This is a genomic window from Kribbella sp. DT2, assembly GCF_049844575.1.
Taxonomy (GTDB): Bacteria; Actinomycetota; Actinomycetes; order Propionibacteriales; family Kribbellaceae; genus Kribbella.
The window spans coordinates 1-13,041 of record NZ_JBNCLH010000016.1 but is presented as its reverse complement, the minus strand read 5'-3'; the positions used below and the strand labels follow the sequence as shown (position 1 = coordinate 13,041).

Annotated in this window: 10 protein-coding genes; 6 read left to right on the top strand and 4 right to left on the bottom strand. The window is 70.8% G+C overall.

All coding sequences use genetic code 11. The annotated features are described in order from the left end of the window. Positions 1–165: 165 nt before the first annotated feature. The 4 genes from meaB to ACLQ2O_RS40075 form a co-directional block, all read right to left on the bottom strand. Positions 166–1,122, bottom strand: coding sequence for a methylmalonyl Co-A mutase-associated GTPase MeaB (gene meaB, locus ACLQ2O_RS40090; RefSeq protein WP_425842783.1), 957 nt, complete (start codon positions 1,120–1,122; stop codon positions 166–168). A 192-nt stretch (positions 1,123–1,314) separates the two neighbouring features. Continuing rightward, the gene (locus tag ACLQ2O_RS40085) at positions 1,315–2,529 is read right to left on the bottom strand and encodes an acetyl-CoA C-acetyltransferase (protein WP_425842781.1); all 1,215 of its coding nucleotides are present in this window, start codon (positions 2,527–2,529) and stop codon (positions 1,315–1,317) included. A 43-nt stretch (positions 2,530–2,572) separates the two neighbouring features. Further along, on the bottom strand, positions 2,573–4,081 hold the full coding sequence (locus ACLQ2O_RS40080) for an AMP-binding protein (protein WP_425842779.1): 1,509 nt from the start codon (positions 4,079–4,081) through the stop codon (positions 2,573–2,575). Beyond that, the gene (locus ACLQ2O_RS40075) at positions 4,069–4,914 is read right to left on the bottom strand and encodes an SDR family NAD(P)-dependent oxidoreductase (RefSeq protein WP_425842777.1); all 846 of its coding nucleotides are present in this window, start codon (positions 4,912–4,914) and stop codon (positions 4,069–4,071) included. Before ACLQ2O_RS40075 ends, ACLQ2O_RS40080 begins: the two co-directional genes overlap by 13 nt. A 68-nt stretch (positions 4,915–4,982) precedes the next feature. Here ACLQ2O_RS40075 and mce point away from each other — a divergent pair, with 68 nt between their 5' ends. The 6 genes from mce (at position 4,983) to ACLQ2O_RS40045 (ending at position 12,963) form a co-directional block, all read left to right on the top strand. Continuing rightward, entirely contained in the window at positions 4,983–5,414 is a 432-nt protein-coding gene (gene mce / locus ACLQ2O_RS40070; RefSeq protein WP_425842775.1) for a methylmalonyl-CoA epimerase, read from the top strand. 120 nt (positions 5,415–5,534) lie between these two features. Beyond that, complete coding sequence (locus ACLQ2O_RS40065) at positions 5,535–6,446, top strand: anti-sigma factor RsbA family regulatory protein (protein WP_425842773.1); 912 nt, start codon at positions 5,535–5,537, stop codon at positions 6,444–6,446. Positions 6,447–6,613: 167 nt separating this feature from the next. Further along, the gene (ccrA, locus tag ACLQ2O_RS40060; protein WP_425842771.1) at positions 6,614–7,945 is read left to right on the top strand and encodes a crotonyl-CoA carboxylase/reductase; all 1,332 of its coding nucleotides are present in this window, start codon (positions 6,614–6,616) and stop codon (positions 7,943–7,945) included. Between the two features lie 529 nt (positions 7,946–8,474). After that, positions 8,475–10,574, top strand: a complete 2,100-nt coding sequence (locus ACLQ2O_RS40055) for a transposase (protein WP_425842769.1) — start codon at positions 8,475–8,477, stop codon at positions 10,572–10,574. After that, positions 10,571–12,040 carry an AI-2E family transporter gene (locus tag ACLQ2O_RS40050; RefSeq protein ID WP_425842767.1) on the top strand — a complete coding sequence of 490 codons (1,470 nt, stop codon included), beginning with the start codon at positions 10,571–10,573 and terminating at the stop codon, positions 12,038–12,040. Before ACLQ2O_RS40055 ends, ACLQ2O_RS40050 begins: the two co-directional genes overlap by 4 nt. A gap of 2 nt (positions 12,041–12,042) precedes the next feature. Next, positions 12,043–12,963 carry a GNAT family N-acetyltransferase gene (locus ACLQ2O_RS40045; protein ID WP_425842765.1) on the top strand — a complete coding sequence of 307 codons (921 nt, stop codon included), beginning with the start codon at positions 12,043–12,045 and terminating at the stop codon, positions 12,961–12,963. Positions 12,964–13,041 lie beyond the last annotated feature (78 nt).

The following is a 13,041-nucleotide window of genomic DNA, read 5'->3' as shown; positions in this document are numbered from 1 at the left end:
CATTGTGTTACGGATCGGGGGGCATGGCAGCCACCGGCGCGCCGCCGTGAGACGCAGATCGCTCACCGCCCGGATGCGCCGGGTTACCTGCCCGTATTCGGAACCATCCAACCACCTTCGGCCGACACTGTGACAGAGAGTCATCAGCTGTCGCAGCGAGACGTCTCAGAGCGCGGAGATCAGTTCGTCGGCCGCTGAGTACGGGTCGGTGGCGCCGGTCGCGACCTTGGCCGCGAGGACGTCCAGGCGGGCGTCACCGTGCAGGTGCGCGAAGCGCGAGCGCAGGGCCGTCATCGCGATGGCCTCGATCTCGTCGCGGGCCCGGCTGCGGCGCCGATCCTCCAGTATGCCGGACGCGCGCATCCACACCAGCCGCTCCTCGATCGCCGTGACGACCTCGTCGACGCCCTCGTTGCGGCTCGCGACGGTCTTCAGGATCGGCGGCGTCCACGCGTCGGCGTCGCGCTCGGCCAGGGCGAGCATCGCGCGCAGGTCGCGGGTGACGTTCTGCACGCCGTCGCGGTCGGCCTTGTTGACCACGTAGATGTCGCCGACCTCGAGGATGCCGGCCTTCGCGGCCTGGATCCCGTCGCCCATCCCCGGCGCGAGCAGGATCAGCGTCGTGTCCGCCATGCCGGCGATCTCCACCTCGGACTGTCCGACACCGACGGTTTCCACCAGTACGACGTCGAAGCCGGCCGCGTCGAGCACCCGCAGGGCCTGCGGGGTCGACCACGCCAGACCGCCCAGGTGCCCGCGCGACGCCATCGACCGGATGAACACGCCGGAGTCCGTCGCGTGGTCCTGCATGCGGACCCGATCCCCGAGCAAAGCCCCACCGGAGAAGGGCGACGAGGGGTCGACCGCCAGTACGCCGACGCGTTTGCCGGTGGCCCGGTACGCCGAGACGAGCGCTGACGTGGACGTCGACTTGCCCACGCCGGGCGAGCCGGTGATGCCGACGATGTGCGCCTGCCCCGCGTGCGGCGCGAGCGCGGCCATCACCTCGCGCAGCAGCGGCGACTCGTCCTCGACCAGCGAGATCAACCGGGCGACCGCCCGGGACTCACCGGCCCGGGCGCGTTCGACCAGTTCGGCGACCGGCGGCGTACGTCGTGGCATCAGATCAGTATCGGCTGAGCCGGCGTCGCGACCGGCGACCGGGTTGGGTGAGTCGGCGTTCGGGCCGAGTGGTGAGCCGACGCCGGGAACGGCGACCGGGTTGGGTGAGTCGGCGTACAGGCTGAGTGGTGAGCCGACGCCGGGGGCAGCGGCCGGGGTGGGGGCGGGACCGGCGTCGGCATCAGGCTCCTGTCAGCTCTTCGCGGGAACCTGGAGGATCAGGGCGTCGCCCTGGCCGCCGCCACCGCAGAGGGCTGCGGCGCCGGTGCCGCCGCCGCGGCGCTGGAGCTCGAGCGCGAGGTGCAGGACGAGGCGGGCGCCGGACATGCCGATCGGGTGGCCGAGGGCGATCGCGCCGCCGTTGACGTTGACCTTGTCGAGGTCGACGTTCAGCTCGCGGGCGCTGGCGATGCCGACCGCGGCGAAGGCCTCGTTGATCTCGATCAGGTCCAGCGACGCCGGGTCGACGCCCTGCTTCGCGCAGGCCTTGGCGATCGCGTTCGCGGGCTGGCTCTGCAGCGACGAGTCCGGACCCGCGACCGAGCCGTGCGCGCCGATCTCGGCGATCCAGGTCAGGCCGAGCTCCTCGGCCTTCTTCTTGCTCATCACGACGACCGCGCAGCCGCCGTCGGAGATCTGCGAGGCCGAACCGGCGGTGATCGTTCCTTCCTTGCCGAACGCCGGACGCAGCCGCGCCAGCGTGTCGACCGTGGTGTCGCCGCGGATGCCCTCGTCGGTGTCGACGGTCAGCGGGTCACCCTTGCGCTGCGGGACCTCGACCGGAACCACCTCGTCGGCGAACACGCCGTTCTTCCAGCTCTCCGCGGCCAGCTGGTGCGACCGCGCGCTGAACTGGTCCTGCTCCTCGCGGGTCAGCTTCAGGCCCTCGGTGTTCGCCTGGTCGGTCAGCGCACCCATCGCCTGGTCGGTGAACGCGTCCCACAGCCCGTCGTACGCCATCGAGTCGACCAGCGTCGTGTCGCCGTACTTGAAGCCCTCGCGCGACTTCGGCAGCAGGTGCGGCGCGTTGGTCATCGACTCCATGCCACCCGCGACGACGACGTCGTACTCGCCGGCCTTGATCAGCTGCGAGGCCAGCGCGATCGCGTTCAGCCCGGACAGGCAGACCTTGTTGATCGTGATCGCCGGGACGTGCATCGGGATGCCGCCCTTGACCGCGGCCTGGCGCGCGGCGATCTGGCCGGCGCCGGCCTGCAGCACCTGGCCCATGATCACGTACTCGACCTGGTCGCCGGTGATGCCGGCCTTGTCCAGCGCGCCCTTGATCGCGAACCCACCGAGCTCCGCGCCGGTGAAGCCCTTGAGACCGCCCAGCAGCCGCCCGATCGGGGTTCTGGCGCCGGCGACGATGACGGTTGCGCTCTGCGCGCTGGTGGTGTCAGACATGTTTGTCACGATACCTGCGACGGCACTGGTACGCCGGTGTCGATCAGGTCACACGACGCCGGTACTTGCCGCTCGCGGTTGCCGGCAGCTCGGCGACGAATCGCACTCCCCGTGGGGTTTTCGCGCCCGCGAGTCCGGCGCGCGCCCAGTCGATCAGCTCCTCGGCCTGTACGTCGTGACGCCGTACGACGGTCGCTTCGAGACGGGCTCCGTACTCGTCGTCCGGTACGCCGTCGACGCGGACCTCGGCGACGGCCGGGTGCTGCAGCAGCACGTTCTCGACCTCGGCCGGGAAGACGTTCTCGCCGCCGGTCACGACCATGTCGTCGGTGCGGCCGTCGACGAAGAACCGGCCGTCGGGATCGCGGTGGCCGAGGTCGCCGGAGTCGCTCATCCCACCCAGGCGGGCGCGGCGCCCGCCATCGCCGTACTGCTTGAACTCGAGCCGTCCCGAGACGCACAGGTGCCCGACCTCACCGTCTCCCACCGGGCGTCCGTCGTCATTCAGCACAGCCACCTTCACCCCTGCCGCCGCGCGCCCGATCGTCCCCGGCGCCGCACGCAGGTCGGCTGGGGTCGCGATCGTCGACCAGCCTTCCTCGCTGGAGCCGTACAAGTTGAAGACGACGTCTCCGTACGCCGTGCGCAGGCGTTCGGCGACGATCGGGTGGAGCTGGCCGGCTCCGCTGACCACGGCCGACAGGTGTGCGGCGGTTTGCAGACGGGCGATCCGGGCCAGCACCGGAGGTACTCCTACGAGGAGGCAGCCGGGGTGTTCGCCGATGAACCTGGCGACTGTTCGGGCGTCCACCTTTCGCCACATCACCACCGGCACTCCGAGCGCCAGGCCAAGCGCCAGGAAGCCCAGGCCGAAGCCGTGGAACAAGGGCACGGTCAGCACCACGGGCCCATGGACAGGCAGCACACCGAGCAGGGTGCCGATGGGGAGTGCTTGCGCGAGGCGCGCTCCCCCACGCTCGACTTCTTTGGGTACGCCGGTGCTGCCGGAGGTCAGCAGGATCACCTGCCCTCGCCGCCGCGACCTGCGGTCGCGGCGGCGAGGAGAAGAAGGGTGGGGAGGGTGAGCCGCCGCCCCCGACTCGCCTTCGGCTTCGTCTCCCGATCCAGCCCGCCCGCCGAGCACCATTCCCTCGGCGTCGTCTCCCGATCCAGCCCGCCCGCCGAGCACCACGCTTTCGCCGTCTGGCGGCCGCTTCTCGCCCCTCCTTTCCCGCCCCGCCGGTGCATGGAGGACGGCGTCCGCGTTGTGGCGGAGGGCTGCGGCTGCTGCGACCACGAAGGTCCTGTGGTTCGGCTCGCGGACGTCGACCCGGGTGGTGCTGACGTCGACCTCCTCGATCAGCTGGTCCAGCTCGGCGTACGTGAGTGGACCGTCGTCGTCGATCAGAGCAACCCCGTCGGGATTCTTGAGGGCGGCGACGGTGATCAACGCGCTCAGCGTGAGGCCTTGTGCGTAAAGGGTTCGGAGGACCTGAGGGCGCCAGAGCGGGACGGCTCGGAGGAGGCGCAGCAGGCCGGTCAGCGTGACCATCGGAGGACCTGGGACTGGACGGCCTCATAGGGGCCTTGGGCAAGGGTTGTCAGGACGGCGGCCGGGCGGACCCACCACGGGACGAGCAGGCGTGGGCGGTGAACGAGCGAGCGGGCGATCACCTCAGCGGCGGATTCGGCGGTCAGGCCGGGCAGACGAGGACTGTACGTCGGCGCGCTCATCGGCGTGTGCACCAACGGGAAATGGATCGACGTCACCACCACCCCGTCCGCGCGGATCTCCGGCGCCACGCAGCGCAGCCAGGTCTCGAACGCGGCCTTGGACGCGCTGTACCCGGCCCAGTGCGCGACCGGCAGGTCGACGTTCAGGCTGCTCACGTTGACGATGTGACCGGTTCCGCGTGCCCGCATCCCGGGCAGCAGGCCGGACAGCAGCCGCGCCGGACCGAGGTAGTTGACCCCGTCGGTCCGCGTCACGTCGTGGAAGCGCCCCTCGGTCGCGGCGAGCGAGCGCCGGATCGACTTGCCGGCGTTGCTGACCACGACATCCACCCGCCCGTGGTCGGCCAGCACGTCCACGACCAGCCGGTCGACCGCCTCGGGATCCGTCAGATCCACCCCGTACGGCGTCGCGCGGCCGCCCGTCGCGGTGATCCGATCCGCCAACTCCTGCAGGCGATCCACGCGCCGGGCGGCGAGCAGGACGTGCGCGCCGGCGGCGGCCAGCAGTTCCGCCGTACAGGCTCCGATGCCCGAGGACGCGCCGGTGACGAGCACGACACGGTCGCCGACGGCGGCTTCGAGCCGAGCTGGTGCGGCCCGGGACCAGGACGGGCCGAGCACCAGCCGGTAGATGTCGTGCGTCACACTCATCGAGTCGTCCAGTGTCGCATCCGCCACCTTTTGTTGGCATCTGCTGACGGCCGGGCCATCTTGGTCGGATGGAGCCCGTTACCAAGACGCTGTTCGAGGCGATCGACCACGTGGGGGTCGCGGTCGCGGACTTCGACGCCGCGGTCCGGTTCTACGCCGAGACCTTCGGCATGACGGTCGCGCACGAGGAAGTCAACGAGGAGCAGGGCGTCCGGGAGGCGATGTTGTCGGTCGGCGACTCCGGTTCGTCGATCCAGCTGCTCGCTCCGCTGTCGGACAGCTCGCCGATCGCCAAGTTCCTGGACCGCAACGGGCCCGGCATCCAGCAGCTCGCGTACCGGGTCGGCAACCTGGACGAGGTGTCCGCGATCCTGCGCGAGCGCGGCGCCCAGCTCCTGTACGACGAACCGCGCCGCGGCACGGCCGGCTCCCGGGTCAACTTCGTCCACCCGAAGTCCGCCGGCGGCGTCCTCGTCGAACTGGTCGAGCCGGCCCGCTGAGGCCGGATCGCGTCGGCGTCCGCTGACTCAAACGTTTTCCTGTGCTGACGGTGCGTGAAGTTCTGCCCAAGACGCGCTGCCGACGGTCACAACCCGTGAGTACGGAGCTAGTCTGTTGAGGTGCTGAGGGACAGCGCTCCGGACCGTTACCACCCCGTCGCATCGGGGTTCCGGCACGACGCCTTCGTCTACACCGATGAGGAAGACTTCGTCCGGCAGTCCGCCACGTACGTGCACGAAGGCCTGGACGCCGGCGAGACCGTCGTCGCTGTCCTCCCGGAGGACCGCAACAGCCTGCTGCGGAAGGCTCTCGACGGCGTCGCGGACCAGGTGATCTTCCTCGACATGGGCGAGGTCGGCCGCAATCCGGCGCGGCTCATCCCGCTGTGGCGCAGGCTTCTCGACCAGGTGCCGCCGGACCTCCCGATCCGCGGCCTGGGCGAACCGGCGTACGTCGGCCGCTCACCGGCGGAGCTCGAGGAGACCGCCCTGCACGAGCACCTGCTGGGCGTTGCCTTCACCGAGTACGCCGGGCGGTTCCAGCTGCGGTGCCCGTACTCAGCCGAGCTCGCGGTCGATCCCGCCGAGCTGCATTCGACCGGGCCGCAGCGCGGCGCCGACCTGAGCTTCCGGTGCCCGCTGCCCGCCGTACCGGCCGAGGCGGAGCAGCAGGAGTTCGGCATGGGCGACCTCAACGCCGTACGGCGTCGCGTGAACGTGGCCGCTCGATCCCTGCAGCTGACCGACGACCGGATCGACGATCTCGAACTGGCGCTGCACGAAATCTGCACGAACAGCGTCCGCTTCGGCGGCGGCCGCGGGACGCTGTCGTGGTGGGCGGCCGACGGCCAACTGGTCTGCGACGTCGCCGACCACGGCCGGATCGACGACCTGCTGATCGGGCGGGTGCTGCCGCCGGTCGACGGGCCCGGCGGGCGCGGGGTCTGGCTGGCCAACCAGCTCTGCGACCTGGTGCAGGTCCGGTCGGGCGCGGACGGGACGCAGGTCCGGCTTCACACCCGCGCGCGCTGACGCCGTACTGACATCGAAGGACAGCGCGGCGATAAGACCACTGCATCCGCTGGACTGGAAAAGTGATGGTGGTCTCACCAGGCGCGAACTGTGTCACGCAGCACAGCGAGCACTGCATACTCGACGGTAAGTTCCGCTCACCCGACCGCCGCTCCAGGAGGTATGACGTGAAGCAGATCCTCGACGCGATCCTCGCCGGTGACAGTGCCGCCCTCGGCGGGCTGGAGGTCCCCGACCACTACCGCGGGATCACCGTGCACGCCGACGAGACCGGTCTGTTCGAGGGCCTGGAGACGAAGGAGAAGGACCCGCGCAAGAGCCTGCACTTGGACGACGTCCCGACGCCCGAGCTCGGCCCCGGTGAGGCGCTGGTCGCGGTGATGGCCAGCGCGATCAACTACAACACGGTCTGGACGTCGATCTTCGAGCCGGTCTCGACGTTCTCGTTCCTCAAGCGGTACGGCAAGCTCTCGCCGCTCACCGCCCGCCACGACCTGCCGTACCACGTGGTCGGCTCCGACCTGGCCGGCGTCGTCCTGCGCACCGGCCCCGGCGTCAACGCGTGGAAGCCCGGCGACGAGGTCGTCGCGCACTGCCTGTCGGTCGAGCTGGAGTCCCCCGACGGCCACAACGACACGATGCTCGACGACCAGCAACGGATCTGGGGCTTCGAGACCAACTTCGGCGGCCTGGCCGAGATCGCGCTGGTGAAGTCGAACCAGCTGATGCCGAAGCCCGCCCACCTGACCTGGGAAGAGGCGGCGACGCCCGGGTTGGTGAACAGTACGGCGTACCGGCAGCTCGTCTCCGCCAACGGCGCGAACATGAAGCAGGGCGACGTCGTCCTGGTCTGGGGCGCCTCGGGCGGGCTCGGGTCCTACGCGACCCAGTTCGCGCTGAACGGCGGGGCAATCCCGGTCTGCGTCGTGTCGTCGCCGGAGAAGGCCGAGATCTGCCGCGCGATGGGCGCCGAGCTGATCATCGACCGCAACGCCGACGACTACCGCTTCTGGTCGGACCCGACGACGCAGGACCCCAAGGAGTGGAAGCGCTTCGGCGCCCGCATCCGCGAGCTCACCGGCGGCGACGATCCGGACATCGTGTTCGAGCACCCCGGCCGGGAGACCTTCGGTGCTTCCACGTACGTCGCGCGGCGCGGCGGCACGGTCGTCACGTGCGCGTCGACGTCGGGCTACATGCACGAGTACGACAACCGGTACTTGTGGATGAACCTGAAGCGGATCATCGGATCGCACTTCGCGAACTACCGCGAAGCGTGGGAGGCGAACCGGCTGATCGCAAAGGGCATGGTACACCCGACGCTGAGCCGGGTCTACGCGCTGGAGGAGACGGCGCAGGCGGCGTACGACGTACATCGGAATCTGCACCAGGGGAAGGTTGGGGTGCTGACACTGGCGCCTTCGGAGGGGCTGGGGGTCCGCGACGAGGAACTGCGCGCCGAGCACCTGGATGCGATCAACCGCTTCCGGGACAAGTAGGGCTTGGTAGTACGCGGGTCGACCGGGGTCTGGGAGGACTGGTCGCCGGGCCTGCCGACCGTGGGGACGCTGGTCCACGCGCCGGGGAGTAGAAGCCGCGGCCGTGGGCGCTGCCAATCAGGTCCGGGAGCGGCTGCCCAGCCGCATTTGCGCAGGTCTCACCGGCGCAGTACCCGCGGCGCGGTAGCGACGGCGTTGACTGCCGCGTTGTTTGACGACTGCCGCGTTGTTTGACGGCTGCTGCGATGGACCGCGTCAGTCGTGAGGCCAGGCGTCAGTCGTCGGGCAACGCGTCGGTGAGGTGGCCGTCGTGCGGCCGGCGTCAGCGTGAGCACGCCGCCCGTCCACACAGGGGGCGGGCGGGCGCGACAGGCCTGACCCGGATCGGCCGTGAGTGCGAGAGCAACCGGGTGCGCCGGCGTCAGCTCGCCGTCCACAGGCCGACCGTCGCCGGTTAGGTTTGTGGGCCTGGGTTCTGACAGGCTTACGCTGGGGGTTTCATCCGCTCCGCCAGAAGGGACACTCAGGGATGGGCGACGAGTCGAGCCTGCCGTTCTTCGACCGTACGGCGACCGCGGCCGGGGGATTCCCCGTCGCACGCCGTGGGTACGACAAACACGCGGTGGACGACTACGTCCGCGCGCTCGAGGCGCAGCTGGGCGAAGCGCGGAGCAAGGCGGAGGAGCTGCAGGCCGGGTCCGCGCCGTTGCAGCGGCAGCTGGACGAGGCGAAGCGGCAGCTCGAGGCGAGCGCCAACCCGTCGTACGCCGGGCTCGGTGACCGGGCCGCGCAGATCCTGCGGCTCGCTCAGGACCAGGCGTCGGAGGCCCTCGAGGAGGCCCGGCGCGAGGCCGAGGAGCTGCGGTCGACGGCGAACAAGGAGGCCCTCGCGGCCCGGGCGACCGGTGAGCGCGAGGCGCAGGACATCCGGACCGTCGCGCTGAACGAGGCCGACAGCATGCGCCGGACCGCCGAGGGTGACGCGGCCGAGATCCGGCGGACGTCGGAGACCGAGGGCGCCGAGGTGCTCGCGGCCGCGCGGCGCAAGGCGGAGCAGCTGCAGCTGACGGCGGAGTCGCAGTCGAGCACGTTGAAGAACGGCGCGCTGCACGAGGCGGAGAAGATCCGGACCGCGATCCAGCGCGAGTCGGCGGCGCTGCGGGCGCGGCTGGCCGACGAGCGGGAGCAGCAGGCCAAGGAGCTGGCCGACAAGCACCAGCAGATCGCGGCCGACACCGAGAACCTGACGGATCAGATGAAGGAGGCCGCCGAGGCTTCCGAGCGGCGGGTCGCGGAGGCGACCGAGCAGGCGCGCAAGATCCGTGCCGAGGCGGAGGAGTCGGCGGAGCGCACGCTGACCCGCGCGCGGCGCGAGGCCGAGCAGGTGCTGACCGCCGCACGGACGCGGGCCGAGGCCGAGCTGGCGAGCGCGGCGGACGAGGCCGAGCGGTCGCGGACGATCGTCGCCCGGGAGACCGAGCGGCTGGCGAAGCGGCGCGACGGGATCCTGGCGCAGATCGCCGGGCTCAACGACATCGCGAGCAACATCGCGCGCCAGGCCGCCGAGCTCGACTCGGAGACGGCCGCTCCGGCGGTGTACAACCCATTCGCCGCTCCCCCGGCGAACCCGCAGGCCGGCAGCCCGTTCGCACCGACCAGCTCGTACACACCCCCGCCGACCACGTACGACGCCCCGAGCGGCGACACGTCGAGCAACTCGTACGACGCCGCCTCGACCGGCGGCCCGTCGGAGAGCGGCTCGTACAAGGCTGCGCCGTCCGACAGCAGCTCGTACGACGCCCCGGCCGCGGGACCGTTCGCGGCGGAGTCCGGAACGACCGGCGACGCTTCGACCGCCGGCCCGACCGGCAACGCGCAGGCCAGCCCGTACGACGGCCAAGCGAGCTCGGCGAACCAGTACGACGCCCCGGCGGGCAACTCGTCGGCGCGGCCGTTCGCGGCGGAGAAGTCGGACTCGCCGGCCAGCCCGTTCGCGGCGGACGAGTCGAACGCCGGATCCTCCGCGAGCCCGTTCGCGGGCGACAAGTCGGACTCCTTCGCGGCAGGCGACTCAGCGGCCGGCGTCTCCGGCAACCAGTTCGCGACCGGCAAGCCGGCGCCGTCCGCGAGCCCGTTCGCGGCGGACGGCTCGAACGCCGGATCCTCGGCGAACCCGTTCGCGGAGAAGAAGTCGGCCAACCCGTTCGCGGAAGGGAAGTCGGCGAACCCCTTCGCGGAGGACAAGTCTGCCTCCTCGGCCAACCCGTTCGCGGTACCGGCCGGCGACGCGGCGTACCCGGTGGAGTCGTCGTACAAGGCCCCGGGTGACAGCTCGTACCCGGTGGACTCGAAGGACGACGCGTCGGCGACGTTCACCGGGCGGAGCCCGTTCGCCGGGGCGGACGCCGGTGCGGCGCGGGTCGACGAGACGCGGATCGACACCGACCTGCGGGTCGACCCGCAGGTGCTCGACAAGGACAGCAAGGACGCGGACGAGCCGAAGGACTCGACCAGGATCGACGAGTTCCGGCTCGACGACCTGACGGCCGAGGAGACCCGGATCACCGGCGACAGCCCGTTCGCGCCGAAGGACCCTGAGAACGACGCCGCCGACAAGGATGAGAAGTGACGCCAGCCGGCGACGACAACTCCACGGAAGACAGCAAGAAGCCAGGCCCCCCGCCCACCGGCGGGGGCCCGGAGCAGCCCTCCGACGACCAAGCCAACGGCGGGGCCGATCAGGTTTCGGCGATCGCGGCGGCTGCGGCGGAGGCCAAGGCTGCCGCGGCGGATGCCGCGCGGGCGGCACAGCTCGCCGACAAGTCGGCCGACGAGGCGGACGAGTCCGCCGAGCAGGCGACGGGTGCGGCGCAGCAGGCTGACGTGTCGGCGGACGAAGCCGACGAGTCCGCCGACGAGGCGGAGACCTCGGCCGGGGTGGCGCGGGAGTCCGCGAGTGTCGCGCGGAAGTCGGCGCAGGAGGCCGACACCGACGACAACATCGCCGGGCAGCTCCTGATGGACGAGCGGCACCCGGACGAAGGCATGGGCCGTCCCGGCCCGCCGCTGCGGCGCTCCAACCCGTTCGTCTTCGGCTTCTTCGCGGCGCTCGGCGTACTGGTCGCCTGGGGCCTGTGGAACGCGCTCGGGCAGGCCAAGTCGGTCCTGATCCTGCTGGTCGTCTCGATGTTCATCGCGGTCGGGCTCAACCCGCTGGTCGAGTGGTTCATGCGCCGCGGCCTCAAGCGTGGCCTGTCCGTCGGCGTGGTGTTCATCCTGATGATCCTCGCGGTGTCCGGCGTCGGGTTCGCGATCGTGCCGGTGGTCACCGACCAGATCAACGGGCTGATCAAGAACGCCCCGGACTGGCTCGACCTGCTGACCAAGTCCAAGACGCTGAACGAGCTGAACGACCGCTACCAGTTCATCCAGAAGGCCCAGGACTACATCCAGGACCCGGCGCTCGCGCAGCGCGCGTTCGGCGGCATCCTCGGTGTCGGCAAGGTGGTCGCGAACGCCCTGTTCTCCGGCTTCACGATCCTGATCCTGACGCTGTACTTCCTCGCCTCGCTCCCCACGGTCAAGCGCGCGGCGTACAGCCTGGTCCCGGCGTCCCGCCGCAAGCGGGTCTCGATCCTCGGCGACGAGGTGCTCGGCCGGGTCGGCGGGTACGTCAGCGGGCAGTTCCTGGTCGCGCTGTGCGCCGGGTTCTTCATGTTCGTGTTCCTGGAGATCGTCGGCCTCAACCAGTACGCCGTGGCGCTGGCGATCGTGGTGATGTTCACCGCGTTCATCCCGATGGTCGGTGGGCTGATCGGTGTCGTCCTGGTCGCGGCGATCGGGTTCACCGACGGGCTGTGGATCGGTGTCGCCTGCCTGGCGTACGGGATCATCTACCAGCAGATCGAGAACTACATCGTCGCGCCGCGGATCATGCGCCGCGCGGTCAACATCCCGGGCGCGGTCACGGTGATCGCGGCGCTGCTCGGTGGCGCGCTGCTCGGTGTGGTCGGCGCGCTGCTGGCGATCCCGACGGCGGCCGCGGTGCTGCTGATCATCCGTGAGGTCTGGGTCCGGAAGGCCGACGAGTCCTGAACGTGCCCACGGCAACGGAACTGGCGGCGTACAGCCTCGCCGCGCAGCACCCGGTCACGCGCACGTGGGTCGCCGACGACGTCCGTCGCGTGCTGCTCGCCGAGCAGCACGCGCTGGACGTCGAGCTGGCGACCGATCTCGGGATCGCGACCGTGCGGGCCGAGCGGTTCGCGCCCGGGCACCCGCCGGAGCTGCTGCTCAACCGCTGGACGCCGGTCGGCGACCTGCACGCGATGCTGAGCATGCGGTACGAGGGCGGCGACGCGACCAAGCCGTTCGTCGATGCCACTCCGCTGACACGGCCGGTCGGCGCTGGGGACCTGCAGGCGTTGGCCGAGGCCGCGCGGCGGGAGTACGGCGTACTGGAGCCCAGGTACGTGCGGCTGTGGAGTGCCGCGCCGATCGGCCACTTCCCAGGGACAGGTGTCGACCGGCGGTTCATGGCAGGCCTGGTCAGCGAGCTCCGCAGCCACTTGACGAGCCCGCCCGAGCTGCGGTTCGCGCCGGCGAAGGACCTCGCCAACTACCCGCGGGCGGTCGCGGCGTACGAGGCGATCGACCGGGCGCACCCCGGCCATCCGGACCAGGCGAAGATCGAGCCGGCCGAGAACTTGGCGGAGTCGGTCGAGGCCGGGCTGCTGTTCGACGTACTGGTCGACGGCGAGTGGGCCGGGTACGTCTGCGCGTTCGTGAACGAGGAGACGCTCGGCATGCCGGCGTACGTCGTCCGCGAGCTCATCCTCGACCCGGCCTATCGCGGCCGCGGCTACGGCCGGTACCTGCCCACCTTGCTCACCGAAGCGCTCCCGGACGAACGCCCGATCCTGCTCGGCGTCATCCACGCCAACAACCGCTCGGCGCTGGAGGCCGCCAAGGCCTCGGGCCGGATCGACATCGGCGGCTGGTTCCAGGTCCCGCTCTAGGTGTACTGACCACGGACGTTGGTGACGGCGTGGCGTGCTGACATGGGGAAGACCTCCGGGTGAAGTGCGAGCTGCCAA